The 19,830-nt window shown below is 66.0% G+C and carries 16 protein-coding genes; 8 read left to right on the plus strand and 8 right to left on the minus strand.

Annotated elements, in window-relative coordinates; all coding sequences use genetic code 11:
* Positions 1–13: 13 nt before the first annotated feature.
* The 3 genes from LMA02_RS31225 to LMA02_RS31235 are packed head-to-tail and all read right to left on the minus strand — an operon-like array spanning position 14 to position 4,406.
* Positions 14–2,836, minus strand: a complete 2,823-nt coding sequence (locus LMA02_RS31225) for a molybdopterin-dependent oxidoreductase (RefSeq protein ID WP_228910550.1) — start codon at positions 2,834–2,836, stop codon at positions 14–16.
* Positions 2,817–3,671: an FAD binding domain-containing protein gene (locus tag LMA02_RS31230; RefSeq protein ID WP_228910551.1), complete on the minus strand. Its 855-nt coding sequence runs from the start codon at positions 3,669–3,671 to the stop codon at positions 2,817–2,819. The genes LMA02_RS31225 and LMA02_RS31230 overlap by 20 nt, the downstream gene beginning before the upstream one ends.
* A gap of 57 nt (positions 3,672–3,728) precedes the next feature.
* Positions 3,729–4,406 carry a TetR family transcriptional regulator gene (locus LMA02_RS31235; protein ID WP_228910552.1) on the minus strand — a complete coding sequence of 226 codons (678 nt, stop codon included), beginning with the start codon at positions 4,404–4,406 and terminating at the stop codon, positions 3,729–3,731.
* Between the two features lie 330 nt (positions 4,407–4,736).
* Between LMA02_RS31235 and LMA02_RS31240 the strand changes: the two genes are divergently transcribed.
* The 3 genes from LMA02_RS31240 (at position 4,737) to LMA02_RS31250 (ending at position 7,362) form a co-directional block, all read left to right on the plus strand.
* Positions 4,737–6,158, plus strand: coding sequence for an ATP-binding protein (locus tag LMA02_RS31240; protein ID WP_228910553.1), 1,422 nt, complete (start codon positions 4,737–4,739; stop codon positions 6,156–6,158).
* A gap of 276 nt (positions 6,159–6,434) precedes the next feature.
* The gene (locus tag LMA02_RS31245) at positions 6,435–6,824 is read left to right on the plus strand and encodes a BON domain-containing protein (RefSeq protein ID WP_228910554.1); all 390 of its coding nucleotides are present in this window, start codon (positions 6,435–6,437) and stop codon (positions 6,822–6,824) included.
* A gap of 97 nt (positions 6,825–6,921) precedes the next feature.
* Positions 6,922–7,362 (plus strand): DUF3331 domain-containing protein, encoded by a 441-nt coding sequence (locus LMA02_RS31250; RefSeq protein WP_228910555.1) that lies wholly within the window; start codon positions 6,922–6,924, stop codon positions 7,360–7,362.
* A gap of 74 nt (positions 7,363–7,436) precedes the next feature.
* Here the strand turns inward: LMA02_RS31250 and LMA02_RS31255 are convergent, their stop codons facing one another.
* The 3 genes from LMA02_RS31255 to LMA02_RS31265 form a co-directional block, all read right to left on the minus strand.
* Complete coding sequence (locus LMA02_RS31255; protein WP_228910556.1) at positions 7,437–7,868, minus strand: universal stress protein; 432 nt, start codon at positions 7,866–7,868, stop codon at positions 7,437–7,439.
* 273 nt (positions 7,869–8,141) lie between these two features.
* On the minus strand, positions 8,142–8,633 hold the full coding sequence (locus LMA02_RS31260; RefSeq protein WP_228910557.1) for an RNA polymerase sigma factor: 492 nt from the start codon (positions 8,631–8,633) through the stop codon (positions 8,142–8,144).
* A gap of 178 nt (positions 8,634–8,811) precedes the next feature.
* Positions 8,812–9,048, minus strand: a complete 237-nt coding sequence (locus tag LMA02_RS31265) for a DUF4148 domain-containing protein (RefSeq protein ID WP_228910558.1) — start codon at positions 9,046–9,048, stop codon at positions 8,812–8,814.
* Positions 9,049–9,595: 547 nt separating this feature from the next.
* On the opposite strand from LMA02_RS31265, the gene LMA02_RS31270 reads away from it, so the two are divergent.
* The 4 genes from LMA02_RS31270 (at position 9,596) to LMA02_RS31285 (ending at position 17,236) form a co-directional block, all read left to right on the plus strand.
* Complete coding sequence (locus tag LMA02_RS31270) at positions 9,596–14,653, plus strand: trifunctional serine/threonine-protein kinase/ATP-binding protein/sensor histidine kinase (protein WP_228910559.1); 5,058 nt, start codon at positions 9,596–9,598, stop codon at positions 14,651–14,653.
* A 120-nt stretch (positions 14,654–14,773) separates the two neighbouring features.
* Positions 14,774–15,418, plus strand: a complete 645-nt coding sequence (locus LMA02_RS31275) for a response regulator transcription factor (RefSeq protein WP_373422143.1) — start codon at positions 14,774–14,776, stop codon at positions 15,416–15,418.
* Positions 15,419–15,646: 228 nt separating this feature from the next.
* Positions 15,647–16,030, plus strand: coding sequence for a response regulator transcription factor (locus LMA02_RS31280; RefSeq protein WP_324251329.1), 384 nt, complete (start codon positions 15,647–15,649; stop codon positions 16,028–16,030).
* 135 nt (positions 16,031–16,165) lie between these two features.
* Positions 16,166–17,236 carry a sensor histidine kinase gene (locus tag LMA02_RS31285; protein ID WP_228910561.1) on the plus strand — a complete coding sequence of 357 codons (1,071 nt, stop codon included), beginning with the start codon at positions 16,166–16,168 and terminating at the stop codon, positions 17,234–17,236.
* Between the two features lie 97 nt (positions 17,237–17,333).
* On the opposite strand, the gene LMA02_RS31290 is transcribed toward LMA02_RS31285, so the two are convergent.
* Positions 17,334–18,071, minus strand: coding sequence for a response regulator transcription factor (locus tag LMA02_RS31290; RefSeq protein WP_228910885.1), 738 nt, complete (start codon positions 18,069–18,071; stop codon positions 17,334–17,336).
* Positions 18,072–18,458: 387 nt separating this feature from the next.
* On the opposite strand from LMA02_RS31290, the gene LMA02_RS31295 reads away from it, so the two are divergent.
* Entirely contained in the window at positions 18,459–18,677 is a 219-nt protein-coding gene (locus tag LMA02_RS31295) for a hypothetical protein (RefSeq protein WP_228910562.1), read from the plus strand.
* Positions 18,678–18,730: 53 nt separating this feature from the next.
* Here LMA02_RS31295 and LMA02_RS31300 read toward each other — a convergent pair whose 3' ends face one another.
* The gene (locus LMA02_RS31300; protein ID WP_228910563.1) at positions 18,731–19,519 is read right to left on the minus strand and encodes a DUF3455 domain-containing protein; all 789 of its coding nucleotides are present in this window, start codon (positions 19,517–19,519) and stop codon (positions 18,731–18,733) included.
* Positions 19,520–19,830: the final 311 nt, after the last annotated feature.

The raw sequence follows: 19,830 nt of genomic DNA on the forward strand, positions 1-19,830 counted from the left end.
GGTGGGAACGGCGCTATCGAAGCGTGGAAGGCGCTTTACGGGCCGCGAGCGCGAGACGCACGACATCCGGCGTGGCCGGGGCTTCGCGGATGCGTACGCCGGTTGCGTGATGGATGGCATTCAGGATGGCCGCAGCCGTGGGGACCAGCGCCGGCTCGCCGATGCCTTTTGCCCCATACGGGCCGACGGCCGTCGGCGCTTCGATGAAAATCGACTGCACGTCGGGCATGTCATGCACCGTCGGAATCAGGTAGTCGTGCAGATTGTTGTATCGGCCGGGGTGGTACTTCTCCATCAGCGCCATGCCGATACCTTGCGCCACCGCGCCTTCGATCTGTCCTTCGAGCAGCGTCGGATTGACCATTCTGCCGACGTCGTGCGCGGCCACGACCTTGAGTACGCGGACGCGGCCGCTGTCGCAGTCCACCGCGACTTCGGCCATCTGCGCGCCGAACGCGTAGGTGGCGTAAGGCGAGCCTTGCCCCGACGCATCGAGCGACGTGGTGGGCGGATCGAAGCTCTCTTCGGCCGCGATCACGTAGCTGTGTGCATCGACTGGTAGCGTCCGGAGATCGAGTACCTCGCCATTGACGGCAACACCGCGCGCATCGGCCGAAATCCGCGCGTCGGGTGCCGCGTCGGCGAAGGCGAGCAGCCGGTGGCGCAGCGTCGTGCCGGCGAGGAACGCCGCTCGACCGGTAATGAACGTCTGGCGCGAAGCGGACGTGCGACCGCAATCCGGTGTCACCGACGTGTCCGGGCCGACGATGTGCAGCCGATCGACCGGTACACCCAGCGCATCGGCCGCGATTTGCGGAATCACGGTGTTCGCGCCCTGACCGGCGTCCACCGCACCCTGGTGCAGGACGATCGTGCCGTCGGGCCGGATGCCGAAGCGCACGGTCGACGGGTTCGGCAACGCGGTATTGCCGCACCCGTAGAAGAACGCCGCCATCCCGACGCCATGACGCAGGTGGCCCGGCGCCGCCGCATTCAGCGTGGCGATCCGGGCGTGTGCGTCACGCCACGCCGGTCGCAGCGCATCGAGGCAGGCGACGAGCCCCACGCTGTCGTCCAGGACTTGCCCGGTCGGCAGGGTGTCGCCCGGCCGCAGCGCGTTCATCGCCCGGAATTCGAGCGGATCGATGCCGGTGGTGAACGCCAGCTCGTCGATGAGCTGTTCCTGGGACATCGTCGTTTGCGGGACGCCAAAGCCCCGGAATGCGCCCGCGGCCGTGACGTGCGTATGAATTGCACGTGCCCGCGCCGCATAGTGAGGAATGACGTACGGGCCGCCGGCATGCACCGGTACGCGGTTGGCGACGGCCGTGCCCCACGACGCGAACGCGCCGGTATTGAAGTCGCCGTCGAACGTCACGGCATGCAGCCGGCCATCGGCATCGGCGGCCATGCTGGACGTCATTCGGCCGGGATGGCGCTTGGTCGACGTGGCCATCGATTCCTCGCGCGACAACACCATCGCGACGGGCTGGTCGAGATGCCAGGCCGCAATCGCGAGCAGCGGCTGGACCGTCATGTCGAGCTTGCCGCCGAAACCGCCGCCGACCGCGGTCGCCACGACGCGCACCTGCTCCGGCGCGACCGCAAGAATGCGGGCGAGATCGGCGCGATGCGGATGCGGCGCCTGCGTGGACGAATGGATTTCGACGGTGTCGCCCACGCGTCGCGCCCAGCCGGCCTCGGGCTCGAGGTATGCGTGCTCGACGAAACTGGATTCGAACGTTGCGCTCACGACGTGACGGGCGCCTTGCATCGCGCGCTCCGGGTCGCCGCGGCGCACGTGCCCCTCGATCAGCACGTTGCCGGGACGATCGGCGTGCAGCTGCGGACTGTCGTCCAGCACCGCATCGGCGATCGCGAGCACCGGCGTCAGCGGTTCCCAGCTCACCGGAAAGTGGTCGAGGTCGAGCGCCGCGATGGCGGCGCGCTCGCCGACCACCAGCGCCACCGCCTCGAGATGGTGGCGCGCCTCCGTCTCAGGGAGGACGGGCTGATCCATGTACGGTGTCGCGACACCGTGCAGATTCATGCCGGGCACATCGGCGTGGGTGAGGACGCGGTGCACGCCCGGATGGGCGCGGACGAATGCGTCGAGGTCGCCGAACGCGAAACGCGCGCGGTGATGCGGACTGCGGACCGCGCGCAGGAACAGGCTGTCGGCCGGATAGCCGTCGGCGCCGAAGCGCTGGCTTCCATCGACCTTTTCCGGGCCGTCGAGGCGCGTCAGCGGTACGCCGACGGACGGCCCTTCGGACGGAGGAGGCGTGACGCATCGCGCGGCGGCGCCGCATCCCGCCTCGGTCACCGCGTCGACGATCTTCTGGTAGCCGGTGCAGCGGCACAGCACGCCGTCGATGGCGGCCCGCGCACTGGCGCGGTCGCTCACCTCGCCGGCGTCGATTGCGGCCGCCGCTGCCGTCAGCATGCCGGGCGTGCAGAAGCCGCATTGCACCGCCTGATGGGCGAGAAACGCGTGCTGCAGGCGGCCGCCGCAGCGGGTGCCGTCGGCGAGGCCTTCGACGGTGACGACACGGCGCCCCGCGACCTGTCCGACCGGAATCAGGCACGCGTAGCGCGCGTCGCCATCGACGATCACCGTGCAGCTGCCGCAATCGCCCTGGCGGCAACCTTCCTTGGTGCCGAACTGGCGCAGGTCCGCGCGCAGATGGTCGATGAGCCGCTGCGAGTGGTCCGCCGGCAGGCTTTGCCGCGTGCCGTTGAGCTCGAACCAGTCCGGTTCCGGCGAAACCGGCGTGCTGCCACTCGCGATGGTTTCGCGAACCTCGGCTAGCTGATCAGGCAGTGGATGCGCCACGTGCGTTCTCCTCGATGCAGCATGTGAAAGCGCGCGTGACCGCCAGCCGCGCGAGATGAATGCGATGCGACGCGGTCGCCCGGCAGTCGTCGACCGGAGACAGCTCGGCAAGCGGCGCCGCCGCGATCACGCCGGCCAGTTCGTCGAGCCGCCGGCCTGCCAGTGCCGCCTCGAGCGTGGGCATCCGGCGCGCCACGTCGGATGCGCCGCCGATCGCAACGGCGACCGCGTCGACCGTGCCATCCGTGCCCACACGCAGCTGCGCGGCGGCCGAAACGACGGCGATCGCCGTGCCGTCGCGATTCGTGCATTTGATGAACGATGTCCGGTCGTGCGCGCGGGGTGGTGCAAACAGCACGGCGACCAGCAGTTCGTCCGCGTGCAGCGCGGTCCGGCCGTAGCCGAGCAGGAATTCGGCCAACGGCAAGCGGCGCACGCCCCGCAGGCTCGCCAGCTCGACGCGGGCGTCGAGCGCCAGCAGCGCGGGGATGCCGTCCGCCACCGGCGACGCGTGGCACACGTTTCCGCCGATCGTGCCCTGGACGCGAATCTGCCGGGGGCCGACGCAAGCGGCGGCCGCCGTCAGCGCCACGGGCAACCATGTCGTCCGGGCGATGGCTTCCCAGGTGCTCGCCGCGCCGATGCGGATCATGCCGTCGTGCTGCTCGATGGCGCGCAATGCGTCGACGCGGCTGATATCCACCCATGCCGAGCGGGCGGGCACGAGGCCGATATCGGCGAAGGCGTCGGTGGCCCCGCAAACGATGCGCGGCCGCGGCTGTGCCGCCAGCCGGCCGAGCACTTCGTCGATGGTGTTGGCGCGAAGATAGTTCATCGCAACGGGGCCTGCATCTTGATGGTCACGAGGGTCGACATGGGCGCCGGCACGCGCTCAATCATCGATCGACGCATCCTTGCGGACCACCCGCAGCACGCTGTCGATCACGAACGTCTCCCAATGGCGCACGGCATCCGGCGCGTTCAGCTCCTCTCCGAGGAACGCGGACAACGTGTACAGGTTCGACGTATAAAAATACGCGGTCGAGATGATCAGCAGGAAAACGTCGCGCGCCCTGAGCCCCTTGCGAAACAGGCCTTGTTCGACGCCGTTCTCGAGAATCTTCGCGATGATCTCTACCGCATGCGACGAGTACTCGCCCCGGCGCTCGAGCTTGGACAAGTGCTTGCCCTTGTGCAGGTTCTCCGTGTTGAGAAGCGTGATGAAATCCGGATTGCGCCAATAATAGTCCAGCTTGAAGCGAATCACGGATTTGAGCGCTTCCACGGGGTTCGAAGCATCGGGCGCCATTTTGAGTTCCGCCTCGTCCATCCGTCGATAGATGCCTTCGAGCACCGCAACGAACAGCCCCTCCTTGCTCCCGTAGTAGTAATAGATCATGCGGTCATACGACTTCGCCAGCCGCGAAATCCTTTCGACGCTGCCGCCTTCGTAGCCGTAGCGCGCGAAGACCTTGGTCGCCGCGTGCAGGATCTTGTCGCGGGTTTCCTGCGCCGCCGCCTCGCGGACACCGGTTCCACGCACAGTCTTGCCTTTTGCTGCTTGAGCCATACCGTTCCTATGGCGGCCGCCAACCCGGCCATGCCGCCTGAAAAAACTTGCACTAGCGCCGTTCTCTGACTTTCGTACAGGGAACGCTACATGAACTCCGGATTCTACGGAACTCTTCTCGCGTTCGCAACCCGACATAAATTTCTATAAGATTCAATGGCTTGCATCCATATTGCGCGGCCGATCCCGCAGCGTCGCGAACGAATATCGCTATCTTCACATTTTTATTTCGAGAAAGTGCTGCTAACATTCGTTTGTGGAGTACTCACTACATGAAACGTTAATTTCAGGTTGGCAGAGGCCGCAACCCGGTACGCAGGAGATAGACGAATGAACAACGAACTCGACGATTCCTGCAGCGCTTTCGCTGCGCGGACTACCTGGAAATCGCTCTCCGGCCCGAGCGGCCCTGAAATGACCCCGGTCATCGAGGAACTCATGTCTCAATCGCTTCTCGCACTGGACGTGCAGGTGTTGCGCCAGCTTTCCCACACGATGGCGGACGAGGTCGCGCCTGAGACGCGCGTCGGGACATTGCTCGAGGCTGCGATACACGGCACGGCGGCGACGTGGGGCGTGATTGCGGTCATGCGCGACGGCGCCTGGGAGGGGGCCGCCAGCGCGACAGCGGCGCCTGCGCCGCCTGCGCCGCACGGGGAGCGGCTGCCGGCCGACCGGTTGCCGGTGCCGATCATTGCCGCCGCCGTGCATCTGCGCGACGGGCTGGTGCTGCGCGACGCCTGCGCCGCCGACCATTGGCGGACCGACGACTATGTGCGCCGTCGCAAGCCCCGCTCGGTGATGTGCGTGCCGATACGCTGCAATGGCGCATTGATGGGTGCGCTTTATCTGGAACACGGGGATTTGCCGGGCATTTTCACGTTGGCGAAAGCCGCGTTGGTCGAGATCCTTGCGCTGCATGCCGGGTTCGTCCTGGACAACCAGCGTCTGCACGACGCGCTTGCCGCTCGGCAGGCACGCGCGGACAGCATCGCGGCAAGGATCGGCGACACGCCTTCCGACGCGGATTGTGCCGAGCGGCTGAAGGCCTACGGCGAGCTGGCGGCTTCGATCGTGCATGAAGTCGCGCAACCGATCACGGCAATCGATACTTCCGCGCGCGCGGGGCTGAAGTGGCTCGATCGCGGCACGCCGAACCTCGACGCCGCGCGCGCGATGTTCGCCCACATCTGCGCGTGCGCCGAGCGCGCGCGCACCATCATCCGCGCGCTGCGCGCCAACGCACGGCACGAAACTCCCGCCTTCGCGACGTTCGATCTCGCCGACGCGCTTTCCGAGGCGGCCGAGATCATGGCAAGCACGCTGGATGCGATGAAGGTGAGCTTGCGCGTCGACGGACTCGCGTCCCCGCTGCCGATGCGCGGCGAGCGCATTCAGCTGCAGCAGGCCGTCATCGGCCTGCTGATGAACGGCGCGGAATCGATGCTGTGCATCCCTGAGGAGCGCCGCGTCCTCGTACTGGCGTGTGAAGCCGCTCAGGATGGCTTGCGGATTCGGATCGACGACAACGGCGACGGCATCGATCCGCGATTGGCGCAACGTATCTTCGACCCGCTGTTCACCACCAAGCCGCATGGGATGGGCATGGGCCTTTCCATCTGCAAGTCGATCGTGGATGCGCACGATGGTCAATTGGTACTGACGCCGCGCGTGGAAGGCGGCACGCGCGCAATGATGACGCTCCCGCGTTTTCCGGTTAGCGGTACAGCGGCCGCACATCAGGCGGCGTGACGCGCAGCGACGCGTGCAGCCATGTCCGCAGCCTATACGAACGTATGCGGCCATCTATCCTGACGGGTTGTGCAGCTAGCTACAGATGCTATGGATGCCGTTGACGCAGCGCCTTATTCTGGTTCCACCGGTACACGAATCGCATCGGTGACGACTCGGGCGACAGGTGATCGAGTCGGCTTCGCGATGTGGCGATGATGCGATTCGCGTGCGTCGCGACGATGCACACGACCGGAACCTGCGTGCCATTCGATACAGCAACCCAAGGAACCCATCATGAAAATTCGACAAGTCATCCTGAATGGCGGCCTGGCGGCCGTCCTGCTCGCTGGCCTGCAACTGCAGGCATTTGCCGACGAAAGTGCCAATGCGGCGGGCACGGATGTCGCGGTGACGTCCACCCAGACATCCGCCCAGACGAAGAAGGCCACGCGTGCGGCCAATCGCGCGTTCTCGCGGTCGATTCAGAGGACGCTGTCGCGAACGAAGGGGCTGCAAGGGCAAGCGATCACGGTTTTCGGCAATGCCGCGACCGGACAGGTGACGCTGGCCGGCCAGGTGCAAACCGAACACGAAGACCATCTCGCGGTCGAGTCGGCCAGGAAGATCAACGGCGTCAAATCGGTGAAAAGCGAGCTGATGCTGCGTGAGAAAGGCGGCGCCTGAGCGAGGGCGCGCGCATACGCGGGGCCGAATGACGGGGTGTCGGTGATTCGTGCGTCCGCTTTCACATGATCGATCCGATTGATTGGGAGAAGAGGTGATGGGGATGCTGCATGAAGCGGACATCGTGGCTCGCACGTTGATCAATGTCCTGGATCCTTCGCAGGAACAGCGCAGCGTGTGCTTGCGAGCGCAGCGCACGCGATACAAGGCGCGACGCGTCGGGTCGCGTCAATGGAACGAGGACGATGCGCGTGCGCGCACCGAACCGCCTACCAGGATAGCCGTGATGGAACGCCTGTCGTTGTCCATGATCACCGTTTCGTGGAGCGACTCGTGTTCAGGACGGTATGCCGAGCAAATCTGGTGCAGGAGCCGCGCGCGTGTCTCGTCGATATGTGCGCTGACGGGGCGTGCGATACAACGCGGGGACCCGGTGTTTCGTCCGCGGGGAAGCGATGTCTGTCTGCCCGGGAACCAGCAGCGGATGATTCTTGCCGCGACCGTCCAGTCATGCATCGATGCGGCCGACGCGATTTAGGCGGGCGTCGAACGGCGGCGAACCGCGGACGAACGCGATGGCGCGTCGTCCGCGCGCGTCGATGCACGCCGGCGCTAGGTCGACGGGATCGTGACGACGACAAGCGCGGCGCCAGGAACACGCTCGGCCAGATCGAAGTGAACGGGAGGCTCGCGCCACCAGCGAGCGAACCCGGTGGGAGCGCGATATCCGACGACGATCATGTCCACGCAGGTTGTCGACGCATGCGCGGCGATAGCATCGGCCGCGCGTCCGAAGCGGAGATAGCCGCGCGCGGCGATGCCGTCGTCCGTCAGTGTGTCGACCGCCCGTTGAAGATCGTGATGGGCGGATTCCGCCAGACGCTGATGGGCGAGCTCGCTGAGCAGTCCGGCCGACCGTGCGTTGGCGGTGACATTGTCGACGATGGCGACGACGTCGACCGGGGCCGACAATGCGCGGGAAAGCGACGCACATCGTGCGAGTGCGGCGTTTGCTTCGTGGGATCCGTCATAGACGAGCAGCATTCTGGACAGCGATGACATCTTCGGCATGAGTGGCGGGGGAATAGGAACGCCCGTGACGGGCACCGGCACAAGCGGTCGGCGTTCGGTCACGTGCGCGGAAGCGGGCGCGACTGCTAACACTGAACACGCGATGGCGATCGTTTATTCCCGTGCGATCGCCCTGCGCCGGCGATCGTGTCGCGCCGGTTCGCATCGGCAGGCGCGCGACGTCGCGCGTCGACGTCAGCGCTGCGCGTCGATGCGATGTCCCGTCTCCATGCGTGATTCGCCGGATTAGTCGAACACCAACCGAATCGCTTTGCGCGCACGGGAGATCCGGCTCATGATGGTGCCGATGGGTATGTCGAGCGTATCGGCTGCCTGCTGATAGCTGAGCCCATCGACGCTGACGAGCAGCAATGCGGTGCGTTGCGATTCCGGCAGCCGCTCGACGGCGTCGATGATTTGGCGGATGGCCAGTCCGGTTTCAGGCGCGGAGCCGGGATCGGAGACCGTCTCCAGCAATGCGTCGCTCAGTTCGAGCACGAGGCCGTTGCGATGATTGCGTTGCCGCAAGTCATTGAGCCATATCGACTGGATGATCGAGAACATCCAGCTCAGCGGCGACGTATCGGAGCGCAACTGATGCGCCCGCTCGAGTGCGCGCATGCAGGCTCGCTGCACGAGTTCTTCGGCATCGTAGCGATTCCCGGAAATGCGCATCGCGAACGACCACAGACGCGGCAGGATATCGGGAAGCATCGTTGAAAGTTCGGTTCGCTCCATGACGACTCGAGTCCGGCATGGGATCCCCGCTGCACATCGACCGCACGTGCGGCCTCGAGGAATCCCGGCATCTTCGTGGCTTCGCCCGGACGCGGATGCGCGGCCGCCGATGAAGCGCGCGCACGAGCCGGCGAGCATTGCGCCTGCCCGTGCCGGACCTCCGGAAAACGTCGTTGCTTCAATGGCCGGAATAGAGTTTCCTGAGCGCGTCGAGCTCGCCGCTCTGGCGCGCGCGCGCGAGCTCCTGACGCACTTCGGTACGTGTCTTTCCCATCGGCATCGCGACGGCCGGCGCCCATTGGGTCGTGGCCACGGCATCTTGATTCCCTGTCAACGAGTCGACAGGGGCCGCTGCATGGGCGCAGGCTGCGGTAGCAAACGCGACGAGCGCGAAGGTGATCCTTGAGGTCTTCATGTCGGAATCCGGAAGGTGGGTCGATCGAACGGAATGCACGGTATCTGGCGAACGCGGGGGCCGGATGCGCCGGCCGCGTCGCGAATGTCGTCAGAATTCGTCACATCTGTATTGAGCGCCGCAAAGGTATCCCGCATGTGTCCGCGGCGCGGCATTTTGCAATGTCATGTATCGATGCGGACACGCGATACATCCGGATACGAAAGCGCCGATCACGACGCGACGCGAGTGCGCTTCGGCAATTCGCATGCATTGGCCGGCGCGCGTTGTTGCATTGACGATATCGTGCTGGAATAATCGGCGGGTTCGCGTGTTATCACGGGTACCTGGAAGAAGGGCGAGGCGGCCGGTGAGGTGCGACACCGCACGAGCGAAATCGAGTGCGCCCCGCGGCCTGCGTCACGACCGCGGGTTCGAACGAACGGATACAACCCGGCATCCCGCCGCAACACGTGGCCGGTGGCACGGGTGTCGCATGCCGTGCTCCACGTCGCCGTGCCAGCGGCGTTCGAGCTGATGAACGCCACCGTTTCCTTACTGCATTCGCATGATCGAACTTTCGACACGCCGCTTTATCGAATTGAGCCCCGGCCCGCCACGGCTGCACCGTGCGATCGACGACCATGCGCCGTCTGTTCTGGTCGCCGGGCGCGGCGTCGCGGCACCGTCCGCGGTCGCGGCGCTGCAACGCGAATATGTGTTGCGCTCGGCACTGCACGAACGCTGGTCCGCTGTGCCGCAAGCCATCGTGTCGCACGGTGGCGGCGCCGTGCTCATCCTGGCCGATCCGGGCGGGATGCCGCTCTCCGTTGAAGCTGTCCCGCAGCAGCGGTTGTCCGCATTTCTGCGGCGCGCGATTTCGCTCGCGACCGCGCTGGGCGAGATGCATGCGGCCGGTATCGTGCATCGCGCGCTTGCGCCGCATCGCTTCCTCGTGGATGACGATGATCGTGCGTTCCTGACGGGCTTCGGCTATGCGATCGGCCCCGATGCGACCGACCCGTTGCGCGATACCAGTCTCGAATGGGACGACACGGACTTCGTCTATACGGCGCCCGAACTCGGCACGCGCATGAACCTGCGTGTCGATGCGCGAGCCGATCTTTATTCGCTCGGTTGCATCCTCTATGAGCAGTTGACCGGCGTGCCGCCGTTCGATGCGACCGATGCCGCCGGGCTCGTGCACGCACACGCCACGCATTCGGCACGCGCCCCTCACGAACTCGTTCCCCATGTACCCGAGCAGATTTCGCAGATCGTCGTGAAGTTGCTCGAAAAGGCGCCGGAGCAGCGTTACGGCACGGCCGCGGGGCTCGTCGCCGACCTGCAGCGATGCGAGCAGTGCCTTCGCCGCGACGGTCGCATTCCGATGTTCGCGCTCGATGTTCACGCGGCGCTGCAGCGTCTGCAGCAAGCCGATCACGTGGTGGGCCGCGAACAGGAGATCGACGCGTTGCGCGCGCAGTACCGTGCCGTCGCCGCCGGTGGAGAGATGCGCGTCGCATGGGTTTCCGGCCACTCGGGCATCGGCAAGTCGACGCTGCTGCTGGAGGCCGTCGCGCGAATCAGGCACGACGGGGCGCTGCTCGTGGCTACCAGCAAGGGCGAGGAAGGGCGCCGCGGCACACCGTATGCGATGCTTGCCCAGGCGCTGGAGCCGCTGCTGCAGTTCGTGCTGGGTTGCGCGGACGACGAATTCGACATGTGGCGCGCGCGAATCGGAACGGCCGTGGCGCCTGTCGGACGCACGCTCGCGAGATTCCTGCCGGCGCTCTCGGCGGTGCTGGGCCCGCAGGCGGGGCCGCCGGAGCAATCCGAACTGGCGCCCGGGCTGGAGCGCGAGCGCGTGCTGCAAGCGATCGCCCGGCTGATCGCATGTTTCGCGGCACCGGAGCGCCCGCTCGCGCTGCTGCTCGACGATCTGCAATGGGCCGATGCGGGCACGATACAGGTGCTGGAGCGGCTGGTGCAGCAACACCGCGACACGGCATTGCTGCTCGTTGGCGCCTATCGCGGCAACGAGATCGATGCGGGTCACCCGTTGCGGGCCGGCCCGCTGGCCGACGTTCCCGATGCATTGACGGTGGAACTCGGGCCGCTGAACGAGCGCGCGACGACCGAGCTGATCGCCCACGCGCTGCATCAGGACACCGATGCGCTTCGCCCGTTGTCCGACCTGATCGGGCAGCGAACCGGCCGCAATCCGTTCTTCGTGCATCATCTGCTGCGCCTGCTGGCCGACGAAGGCATGCTCGACTACGATGCGGGCGCCGGCCTGTGGCGCTGGAACATGGCGCGCATCGCCGCGCATCGCGGCGGCGATGACGTCGCGATGATGCTGGCGCGGCAGTTCGAGCTGTTGCCGGACGCCGCACGATTCATGTTGCGCCTGCTGGCCTGCATCGGCCAGCGTGCGTCGACGCGCCTGCTGGCCACGGCGGCCGGCCTGAGCGAGCCCGATGCGATCGAGGGGCTGCAGGCGGCGCTCGATGCCGGCAGTCTCCAGCGCGACGGCGACGACTGGACGTTCTGGCACGATCGCATTCGCGAGGCGGCGTATGCGTCGATCCCGGAGGACGAGCGGGCGGCGCTGCATCATGCAATCGCCTGCCGTTTGCTGACGGCCGGCGAGGCCTGCGCCGACACCTTCGTGCTGGCCGCGCAGGCGAACCTCGCCGGCACGATGGTCGCGACACCCGCGCAGCGCCGCGCGTTCGCGCGCGTGAATCTGGAGGCCGGGCAGCAAGCCCGTGCTGCCACCGCGCATCATTCCGCGCTCGGCTTCTTTCGCGCAGCCGTCGATTTCCTCGGCGAACGGGACACCAGCGGCGACGGGCTCGAGGCACGCATGCTGTGCGGCGAGGCCGAGTTCATGACCGGTGCGCTCGAAGCCGCCGAAGCGCGCCTGGCCGAGCTGGAGCGGGTAGCCGGCGACGGCACGTTCGGCGCGGATCTGACGCGCCTGCGCGCGGCGTTGTACACGGCGCTGGGCCGTTTCGATCTGGCGCTCGGCGTCGGCCTTGCGTTCCTGAAGCGCGCCGGCATCGATATCCCACCCCATCCGGACAGCGCAGACGTGCATCGCGAATACCTTCGCCTGCGCGGCTGGCTGGACCGCAACGGGATCGACGCGCTGCGTGAGCTGCCGATCATCGCCGATCCGCTGCAGCGCGCGATTGTCGACATCTTTGCCGACCTGATCCCGCCGGCACTCTATTCCGACCAGGATCTGGTCGACATGATTCTGCTGCGCGCGGTGAATCTGGCGATCGAGCATGGCCATTCCGATGCATCGGCCGACGTCTATGTCTGCATGAACCAGATCTTCGGCGTACGTTACGGCGATTACGCCGCGTCGCTGGCATTTGGCGAACTCGCGCTGCATCTGGTCGACGAGCGCGGGCTCGATCGGTATCGCGGCCGCGTATACATGGCGCACGGCACGATCGTGGTGCCGTGGGTGTTGCCGGCGCGCTCGGCCCGCGCGTATATCTCGCGGGCATTCGAGATCACCGTCGAGTGCTGCGATCATACGTTCGCGCTCTATTGCAAGCGCAATGAGGCCACCGGCATGCTGTTCGCCGGCGAATTTCTCGGTGACGTGCGCGATACGGTGACGCACGGGCTTGCGATTGCGCGTGATGCGAATTTCCAGCTCGTGATTGATGCGCTGCTCGCGCAGCAGATGCTGCTGAGACGGCTACAGGAAGGCGAGAGCGACGATCGCGACCTGTTGGCGCCGCCGGAGGGCAGGCCGCCGACCCTGGTTGATCTCGCCTACTGGGTGTACAGGCTGCAGGCCGCACTGTTGTTCGGCGATCTTCCGGACGCGCTCGACGCGCGTCGGCACGCGGAAGCTTGCGAGCATGCGGCGCGTTCGTTTGCCGAGCGGGCCGATTTGCCGTTCTACGGCGCGCTCGCACTGCTTGCGCTGCCCGGCCGCGATGCGTCCGAGGAGGTTGCGCTGCAGCGCCATGTCGAGCAGCTCGACGTCTGGGCGCGCGCATGCCCGGAGAACTTCGTCGCGCGACGCGAGCTGGTGCGCGCCGAGCACGCGCGCGTGAACGGGCAGCCGCTGGATGCCGCGGAAGCCTATGCGCGCGCCGTGGTGCACGCGGGCAGGCATGGCTTCACGCAGGTCGAGGCGCTGGCGGCCGAGTATGCGGCGCGATTCCATGCGGGGCGCGACACGATTGCCGCGCACGCGTATTTGCGCCATGCGGTGAGCGCATGGCAGCGTTGGGGGGCGCTCGCGAAGGTGCGCCAGTTGCAGGCCGCGCATCCCGATGTATTCGATGCCGGCGCCGGCAATCCCGTCGGGAGCCGGATGCACGCGCTGGACGTGAACGCGGTGCTGCGCGTGTCGAACGCGCTGGCGAGCGACATCGTGCCGGCGCGTCTCGTGGAAACGCTGTTGCGCACGACGCTCGAAAGCGCCGGCGCCGAGCATGGCGCGCTCGCGGTGCTGCGCGAGGGCGTCTGGCATGTACCGGCGCGCGCGGACGTGATCGACGGCACGATCGTCGTGACGCAGGAGGCCGTGTCGTTGACGGCGAGCGTGCTGCCTGTCTCCGTCGTGCAGGCGGTCGCGCGGACGCAGGAGGGCGTGGTGATCGACGATGCATCGGAGTCGCCGGTTCATGGTCAGGATGCTTATGTTCGCCGTCGGCGCCCGCGTTCGGTGATGTGCGTGCCGCTGATGCGTTATGCGACGCTCGTCGGCGTGCTGTATATGGAAAACAATCTGGCGGCGCGGATGTTTACCGCGGCCAAGGCGGCGCTGGTGGAGGTGATCGCCTCGCAGGCCGCTTTCGCGCTCGAGAATGCGCGGCTCTATGAGGAGCTGGTCGAGCAGAACCGTCAGCGCGCGCATGCCGAGGAACAATTGCGTGCCGCACTGGCCGGCCTCGAGCGCGCCAGTCGGCTGACCGCGATGGGCGAGCTCGTCGCGTCCATCGTCCATGAGATCGGACAGCCGATCGCCGCCGTCGACACATCGGCAAGCGCCGCGTTGCGTTGGCTGAACCGGGAACCGCCGGACGTCGGCGAAGCGCGGGAGATGCTCGCGCACATCAACCGGAGCGCGGCGCGGGCCAAGAGCATCATCCAGGCGCTGCGCGCGAAGGCACGCAAGGCCGCGCCGCAGTTTGCGACGGTCGACCTCGCCGAGGCCGTGCGCGAGGCCGCGGCGCTCGTCGCGCGGCAGCTCGACACGCTGGACGTGGTGCTGGAGCTGCGCAGTCACGAGGGGCCCGTTTACGTATACGGCGACCGGATCCAGCTCCAGCAGGTCGTGATCAACCTGCTGACGAACGGTGCCGAATCGATGGCCGAGCTCGAGACGGCGCGTCGTCTTTCGCTTGCGTGCGAAGCGCACGGCGTTGACAGTGTGCGTGTGAGCGTGGAGGATTCGGGCAGCGGCATTGCACCCGATATCGCGGACCGGCTGCTCGAACCGCTTTTCACGACCAAGGAGAACGGGATGGGCATGGGCCTCGCCATCTCGCATTCGATCGTGGACGCTCACGGCGGAACGTTGACGCTGTTGCCGCGAGAAGGTGCCGGTACGCGAGCAACCGTGATGCTGCCGCGCGTCGATCCATGATGTGTGGTCCGTCGGCGGGCGACGCGCTGCGGGCCGACAGGTTCTTCGAGTTGTTGTGTTTGAGCCGCTGCGCGGCCACTCCTGAAAATTCATCAGCGAATATCGATGCCGGAAACCAGAATGCCCCACGCGACACCTGATCGGAACAGCCGCATCGTCTACGTCGTCGATGACGACGAATTCGTGCGTGCCGCGCTGATCAGCCTGTTGCGATCGATCGACCTGGAGGTTCGCGCCTTTGCGTCGACGGAAGAGTTTCTCGCGGCACCGAAGGGCGCGGGACCGTCGTGCCTCGTACTGGACGTCAGGCTGCGCGGGCAGAGCGGCATCGCGTTTCAGACGTCGCTGGCGGAGAGCGGCGGTCCGCAGATGCCGATCATCTTCATCACGGCGCACGGCGATATCGCGATGACGGTGAAGGCGATGAAAGCCGGCGCGATGGATTTCCTGACGAAGCCGTTCCGCGACCAGGACATGATCGATGCGGTGATCGCGGCGCTCGAGCGCGATGCGAAACGGCTGCAGGACGATCACTCGCTGCTCGATCTGCGCGCGTGTTGGGAGTCGCTCACGCCGCGCGAATGCGAGGTGCTGCAACACGTCGCGACGGGCCTGATGAACAAGCAGGTCGCGGGCAACATGGGCATCGCGGAGATCACGGCCAAGATTCATCGCAGCCAGGCGATGCGAAAAATGAAGTGCCGCTCGGTGGCCGAACTGGTGCGCAAGATGACTGCGCTCGGCATCAACGTGCCGTCGCGCTAGCGGCGGCCCGGGCGCGGAAAGCCATCGGCGGTGGTGCATCGCGCCCCCCGCTTCGGAAAGCGCGAGCGTCACTCGTTTACCCGGATCCTTCATCGACCGGCCCATGCACGCACGCCGAGCCTACCCATACGTAGGTATGATGACGATGCCGCGGCGTGACGGTATGCTGGCAACTTGGGTAACAGTGCTCGGGACGGCCCGGTCCGTCCCCCTCGTCATTAAGCAGGGATGCCTTTTTCACTCTCAGCCTCCGATCTCGTGTCCATTGTCGACGACGATCCCTTCGTGCGCGCCGCCGCGGGAAGTTTCGTGCGTTCGCTGGGCGGGGAGGCGCGCGAATTCGCGTCGGGGCCGGCATTCCTGGCGTCCGACGTGGTGTCGCGCACGGGTTGCCTGATCTGCGATCTCCAGATGCCCGAGATGGATGGCCTCGAAGTGCTGGCCCGGATGGAAGCACGCGGCCTGCGCATTCCGACCGTGCTGGTCACGGCGTTCGTCAGCGTCCGCACGTCCGAGCGAGTGCGGGCCAGCACGGCGCTGTGTCTCCTCGAGAAACCGATCGACGCACAGGAGCTCGAAGGCTGGCTCGCCCGTGCGCTCGGATACGGCTGATCGCCGGCCTGCGCCGCAACGGCAACCTAAACCTTCGTAGGGGGTAGATGGCCGCTTGTTTGATGGTGCGAACCCCCGCACGCATGTTTTCATCTTCCCTGTACCGTCCGCCGCGACGGCGACAGGAGAACGAAGATGGCCAACATTCCTACCTTATCGTCCGGAGCCTGGTTTGAGGCTCGGCTCACGCGCTCCATACGCAACTTCAGCCGCGCATGCCGCGAGCATGCACGCGGTCTCGTCGCGTGTCCGGCCCGGCTGTTCGTCGTGGCTGGCGTGCTGTTCGTCGCGGCGGCGCTGTACGACGCTCGCGACCTGCTCGCGAATGCATTGCTCCCCGCCGTCGACCGCGATCTTCTGATGGCGAGCGTGACGGGCGCGATGCTTGCGCTGGTGGCGGCGGTGCTGTGGCTGCGTGCGCTGCGACTGGACGCGGCAATCCGGCAACTCGCCGCGGCACTCGAGGACCATGGGCTGGAAGAGCTGCCCCGTTCGCTGGTCGAGCGCGGCACGCCGTCGATCGCGAGACTGGCCGCCGCGATCAACGACGCGCATCACCAGCATGCGGATCGCGTAACGGAACTGCTGCATGTGCTCGCGGCCTATGCGCATGATCTGCGCACGCCGCTGACGCGCGTGATGCTGCGTAGCGGCATGCTGGAAGATCGCGCGTTGCGCGATGCGATGGAGCGCGACCTGGCCGAGATGGGCGAGCTGATCAACGCGAGCCTTGCCTGCGCACGGCTTCAGTGCAGCGTGGCGGAGCCGCCGCGCAGCGTCGACGTGGACGCGTTGCTCGGCTCGCTGGTCGACAACTATCGCGACGCGGGGCTCGCCGTCGCGCTGGACGGGCGGTTGGACTGTCCGCTCGTGACGTTTCCGCATGCGCTGCGGCGCGTGCTCGTCAACCTGATCGACAACGCACTGCGTTACGGACGCGATGTCCGCCTGTGCGTTCGCGTCGATGCCCGGCGCGTGATGCTTGCGGTGGTGGATTCCGGGCCGGGCATCGTGCCGGCGGAGATGGAAGCGGTCTTCACGCCGTGGTACCGGGCGCCGCAGACAGCGGCGCGTGCGCCGGGATCCGGATTGGGGCTTGCGATCGCACGGCGGCTGACGCAAGCGATGCAGGGCGAGCTGCAGCTGAACAATCGCAGCACCGGCGGCCTCGAAGCGCGCGTGACGTTGCCGCTTGCTGTCGCATGACGGCGGGCAGGCGATGTCGGCGGCGCGGCGTACCGGTATTGCCTCGACTTCCGTTTTCCGACCCGTGCGTGCGGCCGATGCGTTCGGCCGCGCTTGCCTAGACGCTCTCGTCGGTGAGTTCGTCGGCGACATCCTGCCGGCATTCACTCACATGGAGCCGATAGCCTTTCGCGTAGACCGACTGGATCGACCATTCCATGCCGATCGATCGCAGGCTCGCACGCAGCCGGCTGACATACATGTCGACCGACCGGCTCGTGGCCCCGCCGTCCCAGCCCCACACCACCGAATGCAGATCCTGCCGTTGGACGACGGTTCCCAGATGCGATGCCAGATGCCACAGGAGTTCGAATTCCTTGGTGCCGAGCGGGTGCGCGATGCCGTCCGCGACGATGCTGAGGTTCGTGCGGTCGAGCAAATGGCGCCCGACGATCATCTGCCTGCTTTCATTGGCCGACGCGCGAGAACGGCGCAAGAGCGCGCGGATCCGCGCGAGCAGCACCCTTCGGTCGAACGGCTTGACGAGGAAATCGTCAGCGCCAGTGTCGAGAATCCGGACGATATCCTCTTCATTCGAATGGATCGTCTGGAAGATCACCGGCACCGACGGGCTCGCCCGTCCACGGACCCACGCCAACAGCCTGTCGCCGCCGATGCCGGGCAGATCCCAGTCGAAAATCATCAGGTCGGCCCAGTGATCCGACAAGTAGTTTCGCGCATCGAGACCGTTGCCGAAGGCGCTCACATGATAGCCCTCGGTCTTCAGCCACGACGCCAGCAACGATCGCTGGATCACGTCGTCTTCCACGAGAACGATTCGTACTTGCTTGCCCATCATGACTCTCTTTTGACCAGCACAGCCTCTGACGGCCGCGCTTGCTCCATTTCCGGCTGCGCGAAAGCAGCGTCGGCCGCGGTGAGGAGGCGCCTGCCAGCAATCGCCGCGCTCAAGTCCCATCGACTTGAAGTCGGCGCCTCGACACCCGTCTCGCCATCGCACAGAGGGAGAACAATCGTCCTGACGCAAAAATTCCATCGCGGCAGCGTCGCTCCGTGGCGGCTGCCGGACAGGCTGCCGCGTGCGAGCCGGCACGAGCCGGTCGTTGCGGACGCTACCTTTCCTGACGTACAGCGGTTGCCCGTTTGCCGCGAATTCCGTCGCATGCGCGATGCCGCCCGATGTGAGTGATGTCGTTGAGGCATCCTACAACAGGATCAGATCGTGAAAATTGCCCGACGGGCTTTCAATGTATCCAATCCTTTCCGTATCCGTCACGGATACAGAGCGATACAAAAAACCTGTCGATTCACAGGCTATCGTTCGCTTGTTTTGCGTATTACGTGGAAATGGCGTTGGTGCATGTATCGCCGTCGTGCGGCGAAATATTCACAAAAAATGCATGGCGAAATTATTTATATTTATTCAATTCGCATAGGCTGACCACTATGTGCTTTCCGCACGCAGCCGACATCGGTCGAGCACCCGCCCGCGATTCAGTGATCGGGCAGCGGCAGTGCGCCGTCGGGCAGTGCCGCGTTCCTGGGCAGCTTGACGAAATCGCCGGGCTGCGGATTCAGACTGCCCGGAATCACGGCGCGCTCGGGTGCGCCAGCCACGCTCGCTGACGGTAGCGGCATCGCAGGCGCCGGCACGGACGGCGACCGATACATCAAGTACGTGGCCGAATAGGGGACATTCAACACCGAGCCCGCGAGCACGCAGGGCCGGTCGGGCGGCAAGCCGCCTTTCGTCTGCACCCGCAGGATGAGCCCGGTTCGTGCGAACCGGGTCTCGAAAACCTTGTCTCCGCCGTTGAATCGGGCGACGAGACGGGCCCATGGCAAGCTGTCCGGACTCACCGTCGCCTCGGCGTCCGGACGACTCACGACATAGCTGCCGTCGTAACTCGAAAAGTAGCCGCCCGGCAACGCGGTGCCGACACTCTCCCCGGTTGAATCGACGAGCGTCGACTGAACACCGCGATACACCCAGTTCAAGCCATTGTCGCCACGATCGCACCGATACACGACCTCTCCGCCGGCCGTCAGGATGTCTTCCAGCACGTCGTCGGGCGGTACCCTCAGCGACTCGGGCAAGTCGCGATTCATCGGCGGAAGCGGCGGCGCGGCGCACGCGGCGAGCGTGACGATCCACGCCGACAGCATGCGCCATCTTAGTGCGCGCCACCTCACGCGGCCGGTGGCCGCGTCGCTATTCAGGAAAAGCGCGCGTAATTGCTGCATGACTGCCGTTTGCCGACTGGCCGCGATATTACGCACCATAACGAACGCCTCGCGATGAATTGGATGAGGAGCGCAAATCATATTCGACGGAAAAATCGCGGCACGGCCGAGCGCGCCAAATAACCGTGGACGGTTCGCTTGCCGGCAACGCGCTTCGGCTCCAATGTGAATTCGCCTCTGTCGATTTGCCGTGCCCGGTTTGCGGATTCGCCGGTCGATGCATTGCTTCGGGAAGCCGCGTCTCGTGTTGGCGCGCCGGACGTACGATGCGACTCCAGGGCGATCGCGACCGGCCGCGCACGGCTGCCGGATTCGTGGATCGCATCTCACTCGTCGATGGTTTTACGTTA

The sequence above is a fragment of the Burkholderia sp. B21-005 genome (assembly GCF_020843965.1).
In the GTDB taxonomy this organism is placed as follows: Bacteria; Pseudomonadota; Gammaproteobacteria; order Burkholderiales; family Burkholderiaceae; genus Burkholderia; species Burkholderia ambifaria.